Origin of the sequence: Vibrio rotiferianus CAIM 577 = LMG 21460, from assembly GCF_002741985.1 — a bacterium.
GTDB lineage: Bacteria > Pseudomonadota > Gammaproteobacteria > Enterobacterales > Vibrionaceae > Vibrio > Vibrio rotiferianus.
This window is the reverse complement of the sequence record NZ_APHW01000022.1, coordinates 136881-157002: the sequence shown is the minus strand read 5'-3', so window position 1 is coordinate 157002 and position 20122 is coordinate 136881. Positions and strand designations below refer to the sequence as shown.

The following is a 20122-nucleotide window of genomic DNA, read 5'->3' as shown; positions in this document are numbered from 1 at the left end:
TTAATGGCTGAAAACGGGCCTCGTGAGGAGATCGCGAAAGTTGTATCTTCCAATTTGTTAAGCATTTTTAAATGGGAGCAATATGGTCCTTACGACCAAGACTTTCCATGTAGAAAACAGGAAAAGCACTTAGACAAAAACAAAAACCAGAAGCACACCCACCCTGTTGATGTCGTTTGGGGTTACAAAGATCCTTATAGCAACAAAAACGTCCTTTTTAATACCGATTTAAAAAGCTACGGTAAGGGCTCAATAAGCCCTGCGAAGATAGAAGAAGCTTTGACATCTCTGGCGAAGACGATTGATTGCGCCGGTAATAGTACGCACTGGCAAGATAAATACCTAATTCCTGCGGGTGATTTTGAAGTCCGCGGTTTACTGTTTGTTTATAACCACGATAATCAATACCAGAAAGGCTTCTACGACTTTTTTTACCCACCCAAGCGAGAGAAAGGTCAAACAGGTAGGTTACCTAAGCCTGTTCAGCTTTCAAAGATACCTGTTCCTAAAGATAAAAAACTACACTTTATCGAACCACTTCAGATTAACTATTGGATGACAATTGCCTCTGATATTAACGATATGGTGCGTCAAAGTACGTTTCCAAAAACAGAGTTTGGTTTTTACTACCCAGAGTTGACCTTCCATAAGGTCGTCTCTTCGGAGAAATATCTGCCAGCGACTATCGAAATGTTGTCATCACCTTTCATAATCATCAAGCATGATGAGGTACATGATATCGTTGGTGGTCAGATTAAAGCTGTATACGATCCTGGTTACATTGTTTACTACAATCGACAAGCAAATACCGATAATGAATTTCTTTACCTCTTAGATTTGCTCTCAAAGTACCAGCTATTGAACACTGACAACAAGATTCGATTAAAGGTACCTCACACTGAAACCAGTGGTTCAGCTCGTTCTCATTTTAATCGAGCGCTGGAAAAGTATGCCCACGAGTGGGGTTATGACAAAGAAATGAAGAAGAGACTCAATATTACACTGGAGTTAATTCCTTACAAGATAGAGTTCTATAACTCCGAAGATATTGGTTGGAAGGGTGTTCATGCATAAAAATTATCTTTATAGCGTCACTGATAAGGCTTTGTTTGACGCGCTCAACACTTCTAAGATTAACAATCCTGAACTCAGGGATTTGTTCCTTTCACGAGGCGTTATCATCTCGATTGAAACCAAAAGAGAAGCACTTGCTCGTGAATTTTCTAAATACAACCATGACTACTATGACCATCAAAGAATAGCGACAGCGATGGGCGTGGTGCAGCGTAAAGAAAAAACGACGACTAGCGACTATGCGACAGTAGTGGACACAGACTCTTTAGAGACGGCACTAGAAGTCCTAAAGAAACAAGTCACTGAAGAAGATGATCTGTGTCTTTGGCGTGAAGATGAGCACGGTAATTATGTTGTTGATATAACGTATGAAACGCCAGATTATACAAAATCTGAGTTTAAGCAAATTGTTAAGAAAGAAGCGACCATCACAATCGAGAAAACGGATTCTGGTTACACAGTAAGATATCCCGACAATCCAAAAGTGAAAGAGTACGAGAGAACCATTCGCGAGTCTATCGCACTGACAGCCGAAGAGGCAGGTGAGGAATTCGACTCTACTCGTATTAATTTAGCTTCAGTGGACGATGCTGATATGCGGACTAAGTTCTTTCAGCGGTTAATCTATGGCATGAATGGCTTTAAGGTGAGAGACGTTACGGATGTTTATTTATTCCACCCCAAACCAACAGATGATGAAGAGGACTCTGGAGATTCTGGTATACACATCAGTAGAGGCTCATTGAAAGGTGAAGGTGTACTAAAGTCTGATGAACTTCAGGATTTATATGGTCGTGGATTTTATATTTCCAAGATCCGATGGAAGTTTGAAGAGGAGCTTGTCGACTCGGATATCTATGTAATGGAAGCAATGTTTAGTGAGCCTGAAACTTTTGAAGATTTCGCGTATGTAACTAGAGGAAAGTTCAAGTATCAAGGGAAAGGAAAATACAACAAAAACTCATCAAAGCTGGACAACGAAGAAGAGCTACGGATATCTAGGCTTATCGAAGATACTGCACGTACGATAGTCGATGAAATCGTAGCAGAAACTCAAGGGGGGGGACGAAAATGAGTCGTCAGAGGCTGAAGTTACTACTGATAAATAGTAAAAAGAGCGTCTCAGAAATAATGTCTAAATTAAGGCAGCAATCTGATGAGCAGCATGACTTTACATTTCACGGCGTTTCGCTGAATGAATCGGAAGCTCTTCACGCTACGTACTCTGAAAAAGTAGAGTTTAACGATGAGACCTATGACCAATTTGGTAATGTTATCGATGAGATTTCGTACGTCACCTATAGAAACATCAGCTTTCATATCGAGGCTCTAGATACAAACAAACTATTGATGGTGATTTATAACTCACCAAAGTCGACGAGGACGTTTTTGGATTGCTTCACGAGACTGTTTGACTTTCAGATGGGCTTTAGTAACCCAGAGTTGAGCTTGAAAGCGTTTAGATGTGTACTCGAAAGTGATCTTAACGCAAAGCTTGAAGGCACTGGAAAGGTAAAAGTTAGCCGCGTAGTCATAGACAGAGCGGCGAAAGCTAGTATCGAAATAACGAGCATAAAAGATGCGTTTCAGGCACTGGAAAAGCTTATAGAAGGCAAGGAATATAAGCTAGACAAGCTTAGTAGTTCAATTTACGTTGATGGGCATACCATTGACTTTGAACTATCTAAAACATGTAGCTTAAGGGTTCGGGATGAGTATCTAGGTTACATCTTGCCATCAATCAAAAATACGCTCATAAACCAATAGCTGGTTAATGAAAGCTATTAAAGTAAAGATAACCCAGGTGGTATAAATTGGATTAGTCTGGATTCAATCTGTCAGTTCTGTAGCCACGATGTAATCAGCTCTGACAGGTTGCTCTAAATCGGTTCTGTCCAAAGATGCGCTGCTATTAACGTTATGCATTAACGTATATCGTTTATGCTGGTGTCTCTGATCAATGAAATTGGGTCATCGGCAGCTTCTTCATCCAGTAAGCACTCCATGGCTAAAGCCGCCTTTATCGCACTTGGCGACACGCCCAAAATCTGCGCTTTCGCATTGATTAAATAGAGCAATTCTTCTTGCATACAAATCCTCCTTTGTGATGGGTACGCTATGATAGTACACTGTATAAATACACATGTTCGACGGTGGTTTTTTGAGCAATTAAATCTGTCAGTGATGGTAAAGAATAATAATAAAGCCACTCGTTACGCTCGCACCGCTCACTACTCGCTAGGCATTTATGATTTTTCTTGACCATCGTTCTTTTAAATACCCTTGTAGTGAGGTGATGTTTTCACGCAGTGATGATATCGCCTTACTAAACATTTCAGGGATATAGTGAACTTTCATTAATGAAAAAGATAATCCATATAGATCTCGACAGTTACTATGTCTCTGTAGAAGCAAGGGACAACCCCTCTTTACGTGGAATCCCTCTAGCTGTTGGAGGGAAAGATGGTCGCGGCGTTATTGCAACTTGTAGCTATGAGGCGAGAGCTTTTGGTGTGCGTTCGGCTATGTCTACAGCAAAAGCGTTGCAACTTTGCCCAAGCTTAACGGTAGTGTCTGGAAATATGGAAAAGTATAAGGCGGTATCTAGGCAAATCCATGAAATTTTTAGACGGTATACGGATGTAATAGAGCCACTATCGTTAGACGAGGCGTATTTAGATGTCACAGGTTCTAAGCTGTTTCAAGGTTCAGCAACTTTAATTGCAGAAGACATACGTAAATCTATTCAAACTGAATTGAATTTAACGGCTTCGGCAGGAGTTTCCCCATTAAAGTTTGTTTCTAAAGTCGCTTCAGATGTGAATAAACCAAATGGTATTTGCGTTGTTACGCCTGATGAAATTCAATCATTTATTGATAATTTGGACTTAGGCCAGATCAATGGTGTGGGCAGGGTTACTTTAGAAAAACTTAATAAGCTTGGTTTGTTTAAAGGTAAAGATGTCAAAGAGGCCGATAGGAATATTCTGATTAGTCAATTTGGTAAATTCGGTAACACTCTCAGGGATAGGTGTCACGGAATAGATGATAGACCTGTTGTTGTTGAGAGGGTAAGAAAATCAGTAGGGGTCGAAAGAACTTACTTCAGTGATATTGATAACTTAGAGCAATGCCTTTTAGCAATTGATCCCTTGTTTTTAGAATTGGAAAAAAGATTGGAGAAAGCGCTTGAAGGAAAGCTTATTTCAAAGCTTGGTGTGAAGATTAAGTTTAATGACTTTCAGCAAACAACAGTTGAACATAGGCATGATACTTTTGATAAGCAGTTTTTTATTAGGTTATGTGAAGAAGCATTTAACAGAAGACAGGGGCGAAGGGTTCGTTTGATTGGTTTAAATGTTGGTGTTGAGCCCAAAGTATCTACAGACCAGTTAAACCTCCCTTTGTGATTTTTGTAAGTGAATTTTTAACGAAATGCCCGTTTTTTACATAAATTTCTCGGATTTTTTTGTAAGGGGTTTGTGTAAGTTAAAACTTGTATCTAAACCTAAGTTATAAAAGCGCTCTCACTCACTCAGTCAGTCAAACTTACATTTTTCACCTACGAGTTAGAATTCGCCGCTGTAGAAATGCGTGACAACCCAAGTTACCGAGGGACGGCTCTTGCTGTCGGCGGTCATGAGAAACAACGTGGGGTGATCAGTACGTGTAATTATGAAGCGCGCAAATTTGGTGTTCGTAGTGCGATGCCAACAGCGCGTGCGCTCCAGTTATGCCCGAACTTACTCGTGGTTCCCGGTAGAATGCACGTCTATAAACAAGTTTCCCAACAGATACGAGCCATTTTTGAGCGATATACCCCGCTAATAGAACCGCTGTCTCTCGATGAAGCTTATTTGGATGTGACTGACTCTAAGATGTGCCGAGGCTCTGCGACCTTAATCGCTGAGTCAATTCGCAACGACATATACTCTGAGTTGGGATTAACGGCATCTGCCGGTATTGCGCCGATTAAGTTTCTCGCCAAAGTCGCCTCCGATATGAACAAGCCTAATGGTCAGTTTGTGATTCCGCCAGAGAAGGTTCAAGAAGTGGTGGATAAACTACCGCTAGAAAAGATTCCCGGTGTTGGCAAAGTCAGTTTGGAGAAACTACACCAAGCAGGCTTCTACCTATGTGAAGACATCAAAAACAGTGATTACCGTGAGCTGTTGCGCCAATTTGGGCGCCAAGGTGCGTCCTTGTGGAAGCGTAGCCATGGCATTGATGATCGCGAAGTGGTGGTCGAGCGCGAACGTAAATCGGTTGGGGTAGAGCGTACGTTTAGCGAAAACATTGCTACTTATGATGAGTGCTGGAAGGTGATTGAAGACAAGTTGTACCCTGAACTGGAGAGACGTTTAGAGAAAGCCAGCCCAGATAAATCGATCATCAAGCAGGGGATCAAGCTCAAGTTTGCTGATTTTCAACTCACAACGATCGAGCACATTCATCCTCAACTTGAACTCGAAGACTTCAAAGTGCTGCTAAGAGACATTCTCAAGCGCCAAAACGGCCGAGAAATAAGGCTGTTAGGCTTGAGTGTGATGCTCAAGCCTGAACAACAAGCGCGCCAATTGAGTTTCTTCTAAGCTCGCGCTAACTCAACCTGTTTTAGTACCAGTGCAAAAGAGACATTCGCCATTGAACCATAGCCTCGCAGTTTGCTGGCTTTAAGCTGAGCAATGATTGGCGTGCTGATCCCACATAGGAAGCGCGCCACAGCGGCATTGCTAATCACCGTTGGTGAAAGTTGGACAAATTCATCAACCCAAGCGGATAGGTGAGTCAACTCAGGTTGTACTTGTTGTGGTTGAGGGAACGATGCGACTTGTCCACGACACACAGAACAGTGGCCACATTGCGTTGGTGCATCATGATCAGCAAAGTAATATGCCAATTGGTGACTCAGACAACTTGATGACTGGAACAGGCTCAGCATGGTATGAATTCGTTCAATGTCTTTCTGTTCTTTGGATTGGAACAGCTCAGCCAAATGCTGAGAAATCGCTTCTTGATTTTGAGTAGCAGGGAGAACCGAATACACATCCGTGAGCTGTTTGCTTTCTAATTCAATCCAACCGTTTTGGTGGAAGTAATCAAGCGCCGCAACCACACGACTACGCTCAGATTGATAGTTCATCCACAAGGCTTCTAAATCCACTTGGCACCACACTTTCGCTTTGGTTGAACAAGCAAAAATAGCTTCAACAAACTGACGTCGTTCACCTTGGAAATGATTGAGGATGAAAGACTGGTCTTGTAAGAACTTGAAGCGATATTCCGCGAAATAGCTGTATTTGGCTTCAATCACTTTTGCCAACTCTAGGTAAACCAACAAGGTCTTTAGTGGCAGTTGGCGAATATTGCTGTCGCGAGATAAGCGTAGCGCCATCACTTCCCACTGAGGCGTGTTCTCGCGAATTTGTTCTAATACATAATTGATTGAGCTTGGCTCTGGCGTGTCACCGTAAACAAAGTTCTCTAATACTGTTAAGCCAGAAGTATTCCCCAAAAGAATACACTCCGAGCGCTGCCCATCTCGTCCAGCGCGCCCGATTTCTTGTGCGTAGTTTTCGATAGATTTCGGTAAATCGAAGTGAATAACACGACGAATGTCGGATTTATCTACCCCCATACCAAACGCGATTGTGGCGACAATGCAGTCGATTTGTGAGTCCATAAACTGCTGTTGGATTTTCTCGCGTATGTCGCTTTTCATACCTGCGTGGTAAGCATGAGCATTGATGCCTAAACGAATCAGTGAGCTAGCAACTTGCTCTGCGGTTTGCTGTTGAGTTACGTACACGATACTCGGCAGTTTAGGGGCCGCAGCAATGATGTCATTCAGCTGTGTTTGCTTATTTTCTTCCTCGCAAGGCACCACAGAAATATCGAGATTAGAGCGATAGAAACCAGTAACCGTAATATTCTCGTCAGCGATATTAAACTTACTTTGCATGTCTTCAATAACCGCAGGCGTTGCTGTTGCGGTTAGCAACAGGGTTTGCGGAATATTCAGTTCACGTTGGTATTGCGGCAGTTTAAGGTAGTCAGGACGGAAGTTATGACCCCATTCTGAGATACAGTGCGCTTCGTCGACCACCATTAGAGAAAGCGGAATTTGACGAATGAACTCGCGAAAACGTTCGTTCTTGAGTCGCTCCACCGAGATCATCAAAATCTTGATATGTCCATTCTTCACACCAGCCATCACCTGCTGTGCTTCTTCACGGCTTTGGCTACTGTCGATAGATGCCGCAGCAATGCCTCTGCTTTGTAAGAAGCTTAGTTGGTCTTTCATTAATGCAAGAAGCGGTGAAATCACCAACGTCAGGTGTGGTAACTGAGTAGCAGGAAGTTGGTAGCAAAGCGATTTCCCTGAGCCAGTTGGGAAGATGGCAGCGGCTGAGTGCCCGTTCATTACTGCTTCAATCACCGGTTGTTGGCCGGATCTTAATGAGTCAAACCCGAACACGGATTGAAGCGTTTTCTGAAGCGAGTCACTTTGCATAATAGGGAAACCTTGGTTTGATGATAAACTGGGCTACATTAACACACCCTGAGTGCCAAACGCGCGCCCTAAAAGTATGAACAAAGTCGATTTAGTCCAAATAATCATTCAACAACTCGAAGATAAACTGCAAGTTGCTCATGCCTCGACGCAAAGAGCTATTGATGCAGCGACAGATGAAGAGACGGTACCTGAGCACAAGTACGACACATTAGCACTTGAGGCATCGTATCTGGCACACGGGCAAGCAATGCGTGTACAAGAGAGTGAAGAAGAGCTTCGCCAGTACCGCACCCTTGTGTTGCGTGATTTTGTCGATGCACGTATCGCGGTTGGTGCTTATGTGGAATTAGTGGACGAGAATGATACTGAAAAAGCCTTCTTTATTGGCCCTTGCTCCGGTGGACTGACCGTTGAATGGCAAGGCAAAGAAGTGTTTGTTCTCACGCCGAAATCCCCCCCCTTGGTTGTGCTTTGGTCGGCAAAGAAGAAGGGGAAGACATTGATATGAAAATTGGCGATAAAACAACTTGTTATGAAGTCGTGACGGTTTGCTGACATCTTATCCATAGTTGCTTGTTATAGTTAAACAGAATAACCATGAAAAAAGAGAAAGTAATGAAGAAACTGCTCACACTCTCATTGTTGACCATCAGCGCCAGTGGCTATGCAGCCCAGTGTCGCGTCGATATTAACAACGAAGTTCGTATGGATGGTCAGAACTTAGAAATCGTGCATACCAATGGTGAAAAAGCGGTTGTCGACGAAGACAATAACCTGTTTATCAAAGGCGAGTTGATCGAGCTTGATGATGATCAGAAAGCGGCAATCGAGAATTACCGCGAGAAGATGAATGCTTACATTCCGCAAGCAAAACAGTTGGCAAGTGATGGCTTAGCATTGGCAAACGACATTATAGATGACATCGCGGTTAGCCTTGATGCGCCAGATTCATTTGATAACGTGAAAGTCGCAGTAAAAGACTTCTTTGCAGATGTAGAAGCTCGTTACTACAAAGACGGTGATTTTATTCTGCCTGCTGATAGCTTTGATTCGATGACTGAATCATGGTCACAAGACTTCGAAAAAGCCCAAGAAATCTTTAACAAAGAATTCCTAACCAGCGCATTTGAAGCGTTGTCTGCCAAGATGAAAGAAGACGGTGGTTTGAACCTAACTGCGCTGTCTGAAAGCATGGCCGAACTGCAAGCTAAGGTACAAGAGCGCCTAGCAGAACACTCGAAAGACGTAGAAAAACAAGCGGAAGATTTGTGTGAATCTCTGGATGATATGGCGGGTGAAGAACAAGACCTACTGAAGAAGATCCCAGAGCTGAAAGATTACCAAGTCTTCACAATATAAGAAGTTTGGGAAGTGGTGGAATAGCGCGCCAATCTGTACCCACCAAGACTTATAAAAAGGGTCGTTGAGTCATCAACGGCCCTTTTTGTTTTTTAGTCGTTTATTGTTGTACGTAGAAATTTACAAACTGAATATCTACTATTTGTTCTAACTGTCGAGTAATTAACCTAATCGCTCTTGTTGAGAAGATGATATTGCTATAGTGTACTAGTCAGCTAGTTCATTGATATTTGTGTGAGTGGTATGACGCAACAAACTTCTTCTCAGCCTCGTGAGCATTTTGGTTCACGCCTTGGTTTCATCTTAGCGGCAGCTGGTGCCGCGGTGGGTCTAGGTAACATTTGGGGCTTTCCTACCCAAGCAGCAAGCAACGGCGGCGGCGCCTTCTTGTTGGTGTACTTGGTGATGATTCTTATCGTTGCATTCCCAATGCTGGTGGTTGAAATGGCGATCGGTCGTCATGGTCAAGCCAACCCAGTCGACAGTATGCGCTCTCTAACAGACAACCCAGTGGGCAAGAAGCTTGGCGGCCTAGTTGGTTGGATTGGTCTGAGTGTACCAAGTGCGGTTTTGGCGTTTTACTCGATTGTAGGCGGCTGGTTGATCTGCTTTATGTTGGGCGCAGTTACCGACATCATGGGCATGGAAGCGGCGACACAATGGTTGAAAGGCTTCAGCGTTGAGCGCAACTTGTTTGGTACGATTACATTTTATGTATTAACCATTTTGATCGTACAAGGCGGCGTGAAGCAGGGCATTGAGAAGTGGTCTACACGTCTAATGCCAGCACTGTTTGTTCTGTTTGGTTTGCTGTTCATCTACATCATGACGCAAAACGGTGCGATGGAAGGTTTGAAGCACTATCTGGTACCTGATTTCGAGAAAGTATGGGATCGCAAACTTATCCTTGCAGCAATGGGACAAGGTTTCTTCTCGCTAACGATTGGTGGTTGTTCGATGCTTATTTACGGCTCCTACCTAAGCAAGAAAGAGAACCTGCCTAAGATGGCGATGAACGTGACTATGGTAGATACCGCGGTTGCCTTTATTGCTGGTCTAGTGGTAATGCCTGCAATGTTCGTTGCGATGCAAAAAGGCGTTCAAATCTATGCAGAAGATGGTTCGCTATTAAGTTCAGATACACTGGTATTTACAGTTCTACCGCTGATGTTTGATAGTTTAGGTTTGCTTGGTCAACTATTCTCAATCGTGTTCTTCTTACTACTGACGATCGCAGCACTGACTTCATCTATCTCGATGCTTGAATGTCCGGTTGCACTGGTGGGTGAGCGATTCAACACTAAGCGCAGCACGACAAGCTGGGTATTAGGTGGCCTGATTGCGCTGTTCAGTGTGGTTATCGTATTTAACTTCGGCGCACTGTTTGGCATGGTTGCGACCATCGCAACGCAATATCTACAACCTATGGCGGCGCTACTGTTCTGTCTATTTGGTGGTTGGGTATGGAATCGTCACTCAAAAATCAAAGAGCTTGAGCAAGGTTGTCCTGAGTTCACTCAAGGTTGGTTCGGTAAGTTGTGGCCAGCATACGTGAAGTTTGTTTGTCCGATTCTGGTCGCGACCGTTATTTGGGCTTCGTTCGGCTAATCAGCTTACGCAAAGTACAAAAGAAAAGGGCTTGATGGATGCATCAAGCCCTTTTTTCTATTCGTTGTTTACGTTGTCCGTCGCGATGAGCGATTAACGGAACTGACCTGCGTCAGGCAGAAAGTCAAAACCCGCCGTTGCCAGCTTTGCTTCAAGTGCTGCGCGGTCGATATCAAAGAATGCAACCAGCTTATCCAGATCACCACCGAAGTCGTCACGTAGCTTCATGTTGACGATGCTCATCAGCATGATTGGATCCATGGATTCGAAGTTCGCTAAATTCATTACTTATCCTCGAAATCAGAGATCAGTAGGTTTGCCGCAGCAAACGCCGCTTTTTCACGCACGTCTTTTGGTAGAGACTCGTCTGCCGCAACGTCATTCAGTGCTCTTACGGCACACGAGATTGCTTGAGGCACGTAAGCTTGATCGCCACTACCGATTTGAGCGTAAAGCTCACGAACTAATTCACAACAGCCGTATACTTGCATGGCTAAATCCTTAATAAATGATAACTGCTCTCAAATATACACATAGCCGTTTTGAAACTCAAAGCAGAGAATTGTTTTGGCTCAAGTTAACAAGCAACTTGAGCAAACATTCATCACTGCAACTGTGCTTCCAATTGATGCGTCACTTCTGGAGCAAGGTTGAGCTGCTTAGCAAGTTCCTGCAAATACGCCTTTTCCATAAAGTTTTGCTCATCGGCCACAATCAGTGATGCCAGATATATTTCTGAAGCCTGTTGTGGAGAGGTCGCCAAGCGCGCAATTTCCGCCGGATCGAGAGGCTTATGTAGCTCTTGATGAACCAACTGTCTTACATGATCATCTGCGCCCATTTCTGTCAGTGCTTGCTCGATGCGAGCCATTTCTTCTTCATCGACATGGCCATCGGCTTTCGCTGCACCAATCATGGCTTTAAGGATCAGCTTTGCATGTTTGTTGTCATCAGGATCGAAGGTTTCGTTGACGCCTTGTGTATCCTGTTTCGATTGCCAATCGTTGTAGACTTTGTAAGCCAGAGCACCTAGTGCCGCTGCGCCACCGACTTTGAGTGCGCCTGTACCGACTTTCTTGGCCATCTTTTTGCTCTTTTTAGAGCCCATTAACATGCCGATAAGGCCGCCGCCGATCGCACCTGCGCCAAGGGTTTTTAGTTGGCTAGAACTAGATGAAGATTTGATATTGCTCGATTGTTTACCAAGCGCATCGGTACCTTGCTTGAGCAGGTCTGATTTGAGAGCTTGGTTAAGAAGACTTTTTAGATCCATGAGTGACCTCCTTACTAGATTGAATTCAGTGTAAGGTGATGAATCTGAACCAAAGATTAACAGCGCTAATATTAGAGAGGGCCAACAGGCTTAAAAAACAGACGTAAAAAAGGGCTGACCGAAGCCAACCCTTTTCATCGCTATATATTCAGCACAGTGTGTGCTTAGTGCAGCTTATTGTAGCTGAGCTTTAACGTGCTCAACGATGTCTGCCATTGCAACGGCTGTCTTCTCACCAGAGCGGCGGTTCTTGTACTCGAAGTTACCTTCTTTCATTGAACGATCACCGATCACGATAGTGTGAGGAATACCGATAAGTTCCATATCAGAGAACATCACGCCTGGGCGCTCTTTACGGTCATCGAATAGTACTTCGATACCCATAGCCGTCAGTTCAGCGTACAGCTTCTCAGCCGCTTCTTTCACTTCTTCAGACTTGTGCATGTTCATAGGAACGATAGCCACTTGGAAAGGTGCTAGTGCGTCAGGCCAGATGATGCCGTATTTGTCGTGGTTCTGCTCGATTGCAGAAGCAACAACACGTGATACACCGATACCGTAACAACCCATCTCTAGGATTACGTTCTTACCGTCAGGACCAAGAACACCACAGTTCATCGCTTGAGAGTAAACATTACCTAGTTGGAAGATGTGACCAACTTCGATACCACGCTTAAGCATTAGCGTACCTTGACCACATGGGCTTGGATCGCCTTCAACTACGTTACGTAGGTCTTCAACTTGGCCTAGTTCTACGTCACGACCCCAGTTGATACCGAAGTAGTGTTTACCGTCGATGTTTGCACCCGCGCCGAAGTCACTCATTGCTGCAACAGAGCGGTCAACGATGAATGGCAGTTCAAGACCAACAGGGCCTAGAGAACCAGCGCCAGCGCCGATCAGTGCACGCATTTCCTCTTCTGTTGCCATCTCTAGTGGAGAAGCAACTTGAGGTAGGTTTTCTGCTTTCACTTCGTTTAGCTCGTGGTCACCACGAACGATAAGAGCGATGATGTCAGCATCTACTTCATCAGACGCTTTAACGAATAGAGTTTTAACCGTCTTCTCGATTGGTAGACCGTGCTGTTCTACAAGCTCAGCGATTGTTTTCGCGTTTGGCGTATCAACCAGCGTCATCTCTTGAGTTGGCTCAGCTCGCTCACCTGCAGGCGCTGCCGCTTCTGCTTTTTCGATGTTCGCTGCGTAATCAGACTCAGTAGAGAATGCGATTAGATCTTCGCCGCTTTCAGCTAGTACGTGGAACTCTTGAGAGCCGCTACCACCGATAGCACCAGAGTCAGCAAGTACTGGACGGTACTCAAGACCCATGCGATCGAATGCTTTACAGTAAGCATCGTGCATCGCTTGGTAAGATTTCTCTAGACCTTCTTTGTCGATGTCGAAGCTGTATGCATCCATCATGCAGAATTCACGTGCACGCATTACACCGAAACGTGGGCGACGCTCATCACGGAATTTAGTCTGGATTTGGTACAGGTTTAGCGGAAGCTGTTTGTAAGAGCTCACTTCGTTACGCACAAGGCTAGTGATCACTTCTTCAGCTGTAGGGCTAAGAACAAACGGACGAGTATGACGGTCAGTAAAGCGAAGTAGCTCAGGACCCATCTTCTCAGAACGACCTGTCTCTTCCCATAGTTCAAACGGCTGAACAACGGGCATCAAAGTTTCGACTGCACCTGCATTGTCGATTTCTTGACGAACGATGTTTTCGACTTTACGCAGCACACGTAGACCAGTAGGCAGCCAGGTGTATAGACCTGAAGCCAGCTTACGGATCATACCCGCGCGTAGCATGAGCTGGTGGCTCACTACTTCTGCGTCGTTTGGAGTCTCCTTCAGAGTAGAAAGAAGATAATTACTGGTACGCATTAAATTTATCCGTTTATTAAAGTTAGATACTCAAGCCAGAATGGGCAGGAGTATGAAGGTCCCACGAGGGGAAAATTGTTAGCCGCCTATAATATCAGCCAAATGCCTTTGTCAAAAGCTTTCAATCGCAGTAACTGTTATTAAGTTATCGCTAACCGCGAACTTGACGTTTAAATCGAACAAATTTACCGCATATTCCTTGCTGTCAGACTTGTTTTTCTTGTAAGCCGGACGAGGATCTTGTGCCAGAACTTGCTCGAGAACTGTTTTTACATACTCAGTATCGTTATGCTTTTCGAGTGCCGCCAGTGCAATGTCAGAGAATTCGACCTGCGATGTTTCAGGCTCTTCTTCGGCATAACCGCCTTGTGCTTCTCTAATCGAATCCGAGTAGGGGATGTATGGTTTGATATCGACAATCGGTGTGCCATCAACCAAGTCTACGTTGCCAAGATCCAAATAGATCTGATCGCCTTTTTTACTGATGCCTTTGACTTCTACAGCAGACATACCAATGCCGTTGGGGCGAAAGGTAGAGCGTGAAGCAAACACACCAATACGCTCATTGCCGCCCAAACGAGGTGGGCGCACAGTTGGTTTCCATCCGGCTTCTAAATTCTGATCAAACAAAAACAACAACCAAACATGAGAAAACTGCTCCAATCCGCGCACGGCTTCAGGGCTATTTGCTGCGCCTTGAAGTTTGACGCGTGATCGCGCTGCGGGTACCAAACGTGGCTGGCGAGGAACAGCGAACTTCTCTTTATACGGGCTTTCAATAATGCCAATTGGCTCTATGGAATACATGGTTTGTGTCTTGATGAAAGGTTTGAGAAGAAAAGTATCACAAATTTTGCTTGCTTTTCTTGTTGAGAATGATTATTAATTAAAATGTTATAACATAACAATTAATCGAAAGGACTATTTTTATGAAGCCAGGTATCCACCCCAAATACCGACCTGTGGTATTTCACGACACCAGCGTAGACGAATATTTTGTGGTTGGTTCAACGTTGCAAACCGACCGAACTATCGAATGGAAAGATGGCAAAACTTACCCATATTTCACGTTAGACGTTTCGTCAGCGTCCCATCCGTTTTACACAGGCAAACAACGTGTGGTTCAAGCGGAAGGTCGTATTGCAAACTTCAATCGTCGTTTTGGTCAATTTGGCAAAGATAAGGATTAAAAAATGAAGGTGGTTAAATCATTGAAGAGTGCAAAAAGCCGTCATCCTGATTGTCAAATCGTCAAGAGGAGAGGGCGTTTATTCGTGATTTGCAAAACGAATCCACGGTTTAAGGCGGTGCAGAAATAACCATAAATATCGTGAGAATTTATGGAATCTGCTTACTTATAATTCTGATTTATGATCTATGCATGGATGATATAACTATATTTTTATCTATTATAGGTCATAAGTTCGACTATTGGTTACATTTTGTAACGTTTTGAACTTTCACTTAACCCTTGTGTCGAGTACCCTGCGCATGCTTAGTGACATTTTTGTTACATATGCGCAGGAATACATACAAGGAGGGAACAGATGAGTTCATCTGCTTCAATGAAACAAAACTCGCCAAAGAAGCCAATGTTCACGCGCTTCTTAGATACAGTTGAATATTTGGGGAACCTATTACCCCACCCGATCACACTTTTCGCTATTTTCTGTCTTGCAATCCTAGTCATGTCTGGCATTGCTGGTTACTTCGAAGTTTCCGTAGTTGACCCTCGCCCTGAAGGTGCACCTGGTCGCGCCGCCGACGGCATGATTCAAGTTGTTAGTCTGTTAAACGCAGAAGGCTTACAACTGATTGTTACTAACCTAGTGAAAAACTTCGTAGGCTTCGCACCGTTAGGTACCGTACTGGTGGCGATGCTGGGTGTTGCCATTGCAGAGCATTCTGGACTACTTTCTGCTGCAATGCGTGGCCTAGTAATGGGCGCTTCTCAGCGCATGGTTACGGTAACGGTAGTTTTCGCTGGTATCATTTCAAACACGGCTTCTGAGCTTGGCTACGTGGTACTGATCCCACTCGCGGCAATGCTGTTCCACTCTCTAGGTCGTCACCCACTTGCTGGCCTAGCGGCTGCGTTTGCTGGTGTATCTGGTGGTTACTCCGCAAACCTACTGATTGGTACGGTTGACCCACTGCTTTCAGGTATCACTGAAACAGCAGCGCAGATGATTGACCCAACTTACACAGTAGGCCCAGAAGTAAACTGGTACTTCATGTTTGTTTCTACTTTCTTCATCGCGATTACCGGTGCATTTGTTACTGAGAAGATCGTTGAGCCAAAACTTGGCAAATACAATGATGAAGAAGCGGCAGAAGACCTATCTCAAGATAAGATGGGTGGTCTGACTGACGTAGAGAAGAAAGGTCTAAAACTAGCAGGTATTGCGGTACTGGCGGTTTCTGCGCTACTAGCTTGGACTATCGTTCCAGCTGACGGTGTTCTGCGCTCTGATGCAGGCACGGTTGCAGGCTCTCCATTCCTGAAGAGTATTGTTGCGTTCATCTTTGTTTTCTTCGCAGTACCGGGCTTTGTTTACGGTCGCGTTGTTGGCACCATGAAAAATGATCGCGATGTGATTGATGCAATGTCGAAGTCAATGTCTTCAATGGGCATGTACATTGTTTTGGTATTCTTTGCGGCTCAATTTGTTGCCTTCTTCAAGTGGACAAACTTTGGTCAAGTATTCGCGGTAGCGGGTGCAAGCTTCCTGCAAGAAATCGGTCTAACTGGTCCAATGCTGTTCTTCGCCTTCATCCTAATGTGTGGTTTCATCAACTTGATGATTGGCTCGGCATCGGCGCAGTGGGCTGTGACAGCACCAATCTTCGTTCCTATGCTAATGCTTGTTGGTTACGCGCCAGAAACGATTCAGGCGGCTTACCGTATCGGTGACTCAACGACGAACATCATTACACCGATGATGAGCTACTTCGGTCTTATCCTTGCGGTAGCAACACGCTACATGAAGAACCTAGGTATCGGTACGCTGATCGCGACCATGCTACCTTACTCAATCGTCTTCATTGTTGGTTGGAGTGTACTGTTCTACCTATGGGTATTCGTATTTGGTTTACCAGTAGGTCCTGGTGCGGCAACGTACTACACGCCTTAATTGGCAACCTCACTCAGCTTAATCAAAGCCTGCGTTTCTCGCAGGCTTTTGTCTATTTATAACCCTGCAAAACGGTAAGTGAAACCGACTTCAAATGACCAACCGACATCACGCTGAATCAAAGGGCTCTCACTATCATGATGAATAAATTCAGCTTTTGTAATGCCTATCCAAGATGGTGTGAACTCATACAAACCAATAACTCCAGCTTGATAAACAAAAGTAGAATCGGCTTTAAACTCTCTTAGTCCTGATGCTACCGCTTCTCGTGCTGAGACACTGTACAGGTGGTTGGAGAGTTTTTTATCTCGATAATCGACCTCTAGAAAGGGAGTGAGGGTAAACGGAGGTAGCCAAGTTTTTAGCGTCCGACCGAGATGCAGTTGAACTTCGTAACCGTTATGTTCTGAGGTAACGTCATGCAGATAAGTCAGTCTTGCACCAACGGTGCCTAAAGTAATACCAAGTTCACCATTGCCATCACGACTTTCGATGCCGTTTGGAAGATCGGCAAACGTATCGGAGACTTCCGTGAAACGCCAGTTGGCTGATAGCCCAACATAAGGTAACGCTTGCCAACTTGCTAAGCTGCCATCAACAAAGCCAATGGGACCGGAATAGAACAAGTTAGGTGTCGCACCAAGCTGAGGTGTGTCTTTGACGGAAAAAACGCTCTCGCCATAGGTAACACTGCCTCCTACGAGGCCAAAAGATTCTTGATTGGCAAGTGAATCAGCAGAGACAAAAAGTAGTGAGAGGGGAAGGACGATCCTTGCATTCATAAATAAAACTCCGTTTTTGTTATAACAACAAAGAACGGAGTTTTACTAATCCTATTTCATCAATAGGCTGATTTCATTGATGGAGGAAGAGAGCGTCAACGCTTAGCAAGGATTCTATCGAGATGATTTGCGAACTCTCTGCGTTCTGTTTGAGACAGAGCCGCAGGGCCGCCTGTTTGAATACCGCTTGAGCGCATGGTGTCCATAAAGTCACGAATGTTCAAACGCGCTTTGATGGTGTCTTTGGTATATAACTCGCCTCGTGAGCTTAATGCTTGAGCCCCTTTGCTGATCACTTCGTCTGCCAATGGAATGTCAGAGGTAATCACTAAGTCATTGGCTTCCACGCGACGTACGATTTCGTTATCGGCAATATCAAAGCCAGCCGGTACTTGCAGAGAGTGAATATTGGCACGCTTGGGTACAGGGACCACATGGTTTGCTACAAATGTGCATTCCACACCGGTTCGCTCAGCGGCACGTACAATTGTCTCTCTAATGACTTTCGGACAAGCATCCGCATCTACCCACAACTTCATGATGCCTTCTCACTCAGCTTTGCTTCAAGTTCTTCAACGCGAGTCACCAGTTGAGCAACCGTGTTTTCGAGCGCGGTGATGCGATCTTCTTCCTTTGGAGTTTGAACCGCAACCTCGACTTTAGGAATACGGTTGGCGTTCTTCCAGCTTTTGATGGTTGCGATTAATGCTGGCATCGGCACAGGTGTTTTCATTCGAGCTTTAACTAGAGCTACGGTCGGCTCTTTACCTTGCTGTTGCAACTGCTCCATCACGGCTTCCAGCTCTTTAGTGACGTCTTGAGTTAACATAATTTGTCCCTACTAAAATGACTTATATCATCATACTTTGCACTACAGATTTTAGCGAATAGCAATTTCGGCAGTGCCTTGTGCGAGATCTCTCACACGGGTTGTGAGAGAAAACGATTTCGTCATCAGCCAAATAGAATTTTTTCGCAATAAGTATATGAAAAATATAATTTTAACATGCTGTTAACTAAGTTTTTCAGCAAAAGATTTTCTAGGGTAGATTGTGATTTAAAGGGAAAAGCGTAAATTAAACCTTGTCGGCAGGAAGCAGACATGGAACAGGAAAGCACCAAGGATTTGGTCATCGTCAGGACGACGATTTGATTATTCAGGATGAGTGATCAAGCAAGGAGCGTAGGACATTGTAAGGACACAATCATCAATAGGATGTTGATGACTAAGGAAAGACAATGGACCCCTCATAGGATTGAGGTAAGGACAGCATCAGGACGATGCAAAGGACACCGCTCAAGGAACAAGTGATGCGCGCTAACGAGGAATGTTAGCTATCAGGATGATAAGGACACCGCTAGGACGGCGACGTAAGGACTAAGCTGACGGAATCAGCCACTATTATGGATGATGCATGGAGCACTAATTAGTAGCCGGACTGCTGCGAGTAAGACTATGACCCCGATACGCTAGTGTCGGGGTCTTTCTTATTTTGGCATTTACATAACTTAAAATAATTAAAAGTGTCAGTATCACATTATTTATAAATTCCTTACAACACTGAATAAAAAACAATCCAGATCAATATCCTTTCCAATCAGTTGGTTTAACTTTCGGCTTCTCTAAATGGCGTTATGTACCGCATAACAAATCGATAGCTCATGAGTTATTGTTATGTGGATAAATTAAGTTTGCTGTAATCAAGGAACAGATGTGACCATAGTAACCAGAAGAATGCTTCTTCTACCCTACAATGAGTCGTTGCAACTAGAGTTCGTGATGTTGAATTGTTGCGCTAGAAATCGCGCAGAGATGAACGGCCCTCATACGGTGTCTTCTGCTAAGCAGTTGTTTGAGAAGGTTCTGGATGATGAGAATGTCTACAGCATGGCGGTGCTTGAGAGTACCAGTCGTGATTACATGGGACACGTATTCATTTCGAATCTGGATCATGAACCAGAGCTGGGATTTATCTTTGATAAAGCTTATTGGGGTAAAGGATTAGCGACAGAAGCGCTAAAGGCGTTTTTCCCGAAAGCGTGCCGTGAGCTTGGGCTACACAAAGTCAAAGCGAATGTGAACAGCCATCACAAAGCATCCACGGCAGTATTGGAAAAACTTGGATTTACAAAGACTAGAGAGAGTAAGGACCTTTACGGCCCTTACTTTGAAATGGAATTTACAAGCGATGTGGCGGTAGGTGAAAGTTCAGCGGCCTAAATCCGATCATCGTCAACTCTCCTTGGTAGCAATCATCACCAAGGGATGAAAACTCAAATTGATACACTGTATGCCAACGCCAGATTCCGTCTGGCGTTTTTAGTTTATGCGCACCAAAAGCGATGCTCACCAATTGCAGATCCAACTGCTCACATTTACGCGTAATGGCCGCTTTTGCCAACTCCGATTGACGTCGTTGCTGCCAAAATAAAAAGCAGAAGAAGCACAGTCCTAAAATGGCTAATAGGTCACCGATCATCCCTA

22 protein-coding genes and 1 pseudogene are annotated in these 20122 nt (G+C 44.4%); 12 read left to right on the top strand and 11 right to left on the bottom strand.

All coding sequences use genetic code 11. From position 1 onward, the window contains the following. Positions 1–3 precede the first annotated feature (3 nt). The 3 genes from B853_RS11280 to B853_RS11270 are packed head-to-tail and all read left to right on the top strand — an operon-like array spanning position 4 to position 2841. Positions 4–1074 carry a PD-(D/E)XK nuclease domain-containing protein gene (locus B853_RS11280; protein WP_038882854.1) on the top strand — a complete coding sequence of 357 codons (1071 nt, stop codon included), beginning with the start codon at positions 4–6 and terminating at the stop codon, positions 1072–1074. Next, the gene (locus B853_RS11275) at positions 1067–2149 is read left to right on the top strand and encodes a hypothetical protein (RefSeq protein WP_128826879.1); all 1083 of its coding nucleotides are present in this window, start codon (positions 1067–1069) and stop codon (positions 2147–2149) included. Before B853_RS11280 ends, B853_RS11275 begins: the two co-directional genes overlap by 8 nt. Positions 2150–2205: 56 nt before the next feature. Beyond that, on the top strand, positions 2206–2841 hold the full coding sequence (locus B853_RS11270; RefSeq protein WP_017046385.1) for a hypothetical protein: 636 nt from the start codon (positions 2206–2208) through the stop codon (positions 2839–2841). 158 nt (positions 2842–2999) lie between these two features. Here B853_RS11270 and B853_RS26005 read toward each other — a convergent pair whose 3' ends face one another. Continuing rightward, complete coding sequence (locus B853_RS26005; RefSeq protein ID WP_158111749.1) at positions 3000–3164, bottom strand: hypothetical protein; 165 nt, start codon at positions 3162–3164, stop codon at positions 3000–3002. Between the two features lie 270 nt (positions 3165–3434). Here B853_RS26005 and dinB (B853_RS11265) point away from each other — a divergent pair, with 270 nt between their 5' ends. Further along, complete coding sequence (gene dinB, locus B853_RS11265; RefSeq protein ID WP_038882856.1) at positions 3435–4484, top strand: DNA polymerase IV; 1050 nt, start codon at positions 3435–3437, stop codon at positions 4482–4484. A 105-nt stretch (positions 4485–4589) separates the two neighbouring features. Beyond that, positions 4590–5666, top strand: coding sequence for a DNA polymerase IV (gene dinB, locus B853_RS11260; RefSeq protein ID WP_050568915.1), 1077 nt, complete (start codon positions 4590–4592; stop codon positions 5664–5666). Here dinB (B853_RS11260) and B853_RS11255 read toward each other — a convergent pair. Beyond that, positions 5663–7588 (bottom strand): RecQ family ATP-dependent DNA helicase, encoded by a 1926-nt coding sequence (locus tag B853_RS11255; RefSeq protein ID WP_038882858.1) that lies wholly within the window; start codon positions 7586–7588, stop codon positions 5663–5665. The genes dinB (B853_RS11260) and B853_RS11255 overlap by 4 nt on opposite strands. Before the next feature lie 76 nt (positions 7589–7664). On the opposite strand from B853_RS11255, the pseudogene B853_RS11250 reads away from it, so the two are divergent. The 3 genes and pseudogenes from B853_RS11250 to B853_RS11240 all read left to right on the top strand — a co-directional run bounded on the left by B853_RS11250 (position 7665) and on the right by B853_RS11240 (position 10558). Beyond that, positions 7665–8146: pseudogene (locus B853_RS11250) on the top strand (GreA/GreB family elongation factor). Positions 8147–8206: 60 nt separating this feature from the next. Then, a complete protein-coding gene (locus tag B853_RS11245) occupies positions 8207–8950 on the top strand; it encodes a YggN family protein (protein ID WP_081641140.1) in 744 nt (247 codons plus the stop codon). A 243-nt stretch (positions 8951–9193) separates the two neighbouring features. After that, positions 9194–10558 (top strand): sodium-dependent transporter, encoded by a 1365-nt coding sequence (locus B853_RS11240; protein ID WP_005436738.1) that lies wholly within the window; start codon positions 9194–9196, stop codon positions 10556–10558. Between the two features lie 93 nt (positions 10559–10651). Here B853_RS11240 and B853_RS11235 read toward each other — a convergent pair whose 3' ends face one another. The 5 genes from B853_RS11235 to tsaA all read right to left on the bottom strand — a co-directional run bounded on the left by B853_RS11235 (position 10652) and on the right by tsaA (position 14528). After that, complete coding sequence (locus B853_RS11235; protein ID WP_010449802.1) at positions 10652–10843, bottom strand: DUF4250 domain-containing protein; 192 nt, start codon at positions 10841–10843, stop codon at positions 10652–10654. After that, positions 10843–11049, bottom strand: a complete 207-nt coding sequence (locus B853_RS11230; protein ID WP_005529380.1) for a YaeP family protein — start codon at positions 11047–11049, stop codon at positions 10843–10845. Before B853_RS11230 ends, B853_RS11235 begins: the two co-directional genes overlap by 1 nt. Before the next feature lie 113 nt (positions 11050–11162). Further along, positions 11163–11831, bottom strand: a complete 669-nt coding sequence (locus B853_RS11225; RefSeq protein ID WP_038882861.1) for a tellurite resistance TerB family protein — start codon at positions 11829–11831, stop codon at positions 11163–11165. A 174-nt stretch (positions 11832–12005) separates the two neighbouring features. Continuing rightward, positions 12006–13721 carry a proline--tRNA ligase gene (locus B853_RS11220; RefSeq protein ID WP_010449796.1) on the bottom strand — a complete coding sequence of 572 codons (1716 nt, stop codon included), beginning with the start codon at positions 13719–13721 and terminating at the stop codon, positions 12006–12008. Between the two features lie 111 nt (positions 13722–13832). Further along, positions 13833–14528 carry a tRNA (N6-threonylcarbamoyladenosine(37)-N6)-methyltransferase TrmO gene (tsaA, locus tag B853_RS11215; protein WP_038882862.1) on the bottom strand — a complete coding sequence of 232 codons (696 nt, stop codon included), beginning with the start codon at positions 14526–14528 and terminating at the stop codon, positions 13833–13835. Between the two features lie 122 nt (positions 14529–14650). Between tsaA and B853_RS11210 the strand changes: the two genes are divergently transcribed. From B853_RS11210 to B853_RS11200, 3 genes are all read left to right on the top strand, one after another. Continuing rightward, the gene (locus B853_RS11210; protein WP_010449792.1) at positions 14651–14911 is read left to right on the top strand and encodes a type B 50S ribosomal protein L31; all 261 of its coding nucleotides are present in this window, start codon (positions 14651–14653) and stop codon (positions 14909–14911) included. A 3-nt stretch (positions 14912–14914) separates the two neighbouring features. Continuing rightward, entirely contained in the window at positions 14915–15040 is a 126-nt protein-coding gene (ykgO, locus tag B853_RS11205; RefSeq protein WP_004738564.1) for a type B 50S ribosomal protein L36, read from the top strand. Between the two features lie 228 nt (positions 15041–15268). After that, the gene (locus B853_RS11200; RefSeq protein ID WP_010449785.1) at positions 15269–16855 is read left to right on the top strand and encodes an AbgT family transporter; all 1587 of its coding nucleotides are present in this window, start codon (positions 15269–15271) and stop codon (positions 16853–16855) included. A gap of 56 nt (positions 16856–16911) precedes the next feature. Here B853_RS11200 and B853_RS11195 read toward each other — a convergent pair whose 3' ends face one another. From B853_RS11195 to B853_RS11185, 3 genes are all read right to left on the bottom strand, one after another. Beyond that, positions 16912–17637, bottom strand: coding sequence for a MipA/OmpV family protein (locus B853_RS11195; protein ID WP_038882863.1), 726 nt, complete (start codon positions 17635–17637; stop codon positions 16912–16914). Between the two features lie 95 nt (positions 17638–17732). After that, entirely contained in the window at positions 17733–18176 is a 444-nt protein-coding gene (locus tag B853_RS11190) for a YaiI/YqxD family protein (RefSeq protein ID WP_005436748.1), read from the bottom strand. After that, complete coding sequence (locus B853_RS11185; protein WP_038882864.1) at positions 18173–18466, bottom strand: hypothetical protein; 294 nt, start codon at positions 18464–18466, stop codon at positions 18173–18175. Before B853_RS11185 ends, B853_RS11190 begins: the two co-directional genes overlap by 4 nt. 906 nt (positions 18467–19372) lie before the next feature. Here B853_RS11185 and B853_RS11175 point away from each other — a divergent pair. Then, positions 19373–19858 (top strand): GNAT family N-acetyltransferase, encoded by a 486-nt coding sequence (locus tag B853_RS11175; protein ID WP_081641138.1) that lies wholly within the window; start codon positions 19373–19375, stop codon positions 19856–19858. Here B853_RS11175 and B853_RS11170 read toward each other — a convergent pair. Then, positions 19818–20117, bottom strand: a complete 300-nt coding sequence (locus tag B853_RS11170) for a DUF3301 domain-containing protein (protein WP_005446190.1) — start codon at positions 20115–20117, stop codon at positions 19818–19820. The genes B853_RS11175 and B853_RS11170 overlap by 41 nt on opposite strands. Positions 20118–20122 lie beyond the last annotated feature (5 nt).

Bases quoted from the DNA above. Each gene is read 5' to 3' on its own strand.
- B853_RS11235 (WP_010449802.1), bottom strand. From the start codon at position 10,843: ATGAATTTAGCGAACTTCGAATCCATGGATCCAATCATGCTGATGAGC.
- B853_RS11195 (WP_038882863.1), bottom strand. From the start codon at position 17,637: ATGAATGCAAGGATCGTCCTTCCCCTCTCACTACTTTTTGTCTCTGCT.
- B853_RS11255 (WP_038882858.1), bottom strand. From the start codon at position 7,588: ATGCAAAGTGACTCGCTTCAGAAAACGCTTCAATCCGTGTTCGGGTTT.
- B853_RS26005 (WP_158111749.1), bottom strand. From the start codon at position 3,164: ATGCAAGAAGAATTGCTCTATTTAATCAATGCGAAAGCGCAGATTTTG.
- B853_RS11280 (WP_038882854.1), top strand. From the start codon at position 4: ATGGCTGAAAACGGGCCTCGTGAGGAGATCGCGAAAGTTGTATCTTCC.
- B853_RS11210 (WP_010449792.1), top strand. From the start codon at position 14,651: ATGAAGCCAGGTATCCACCCCAAATACCGACCTGTGGTATTTCACGAC.
- B853_RS11270 (WP_017046385.1), top strand. From the start codon at position 2,206: ATGTCTAAATTAAGGCAGCAATCTGATGAGCAGCATGACTTTACATTT.
- tsaA (WP_038882862.1), bottom strand. From the start codon at position 14,528: ATGTATTCCATAGAGCCAATTGGCATTATTGAAAGCCCGTATAAAGAG.
- B853_RS11190 (WP_005436748.1), bottom strand. From the start codon at position 18,176: ATGAAGTTGTGGGTAGATGCGGATGCTTGTCCGAAAGTCATTAGAGAG.
- B853_RS11230 (WP_005529380.1), bottom strand. From the start codon at position 11,049: ATGCAAGTATACGGCTGTTGTGAATTAGTTCGTGAGCTTTACGCTCAA.
- B853_RS11240 (WP_005436738.1), top strand. From the start codon at position 9,194: ATGACGCAACAAACTTCTTCTCAGCCTCGTGAGCATTTTGGTTCACGC.
- dinB (WP_038882856.1), top strand. From the start codon at position 3,435: ATGAAAAAGATAATCCATATAGATCTCGACAGTTACTATGTCTCTGTA.
- B853_RS11200 (WP_010449785.1), top strand. From the start codon at position 15,269: ATGAGTTCATCTGCTTCAATGAAACAAAACTCGCCAAAGAAGCCAATG.
- B853_RS11245 (WP_081641140.1), top strand. From the start codon at position 8,207: ATGAAGAAACTGCTCACACTCTCATTGTTGACCATCAGCGCCAGTGGC.
- B853_RS11175 (WP_081641138.1), top strand. From the start codon at position 19,373: ATGCTTCTTCTACCCTACAATGAGTCGTTGCAACTAGAGTTCGTGATG.
- B853_RS11225 (WP_038882861.1), bottom strand. From the start codon at position 11,831: ATGGATCTAAAAAGTCTTCTTAACCAAGCTCTCAAATCAGACCTGCTC.
- B853_RS11275 (WP_128826879.1), top strand. From the start codon at position 1,067: ATGCATAAAAATTATCTTTATAGCGTCACTGATAAGGCTTTGTTTGAC.
- B853_RS11220 (WP_010449796.1), bottom strand. From the start codon at position 13,721: ATGCGTACCAGTAATTATCTTCTTTCTACTCTGAAGGAGACTCCAAAC.
- B853_RS11185 (WP_038882864.1), bottom strand. From the start codon at position 18,466: ATGTTAACTCAAGACGTCACTAAAGAGCTGGAAGCCGTGATGGAGCAG.
- ykgO (WP_004738564.1), top strand. From the start codon at position 14,915: ATGAAGGTGGTTAAATCATTGAAGAGTGCAAAAAGCCGTCATCCTGAT.
- B853_RS11170 (WP_005446190.1), bottom strand. From the start codon at position 20,117: ATGATCGGTGACCTATTAGCCATTTTAGGACTGTGCTTCTTCTGCTTT.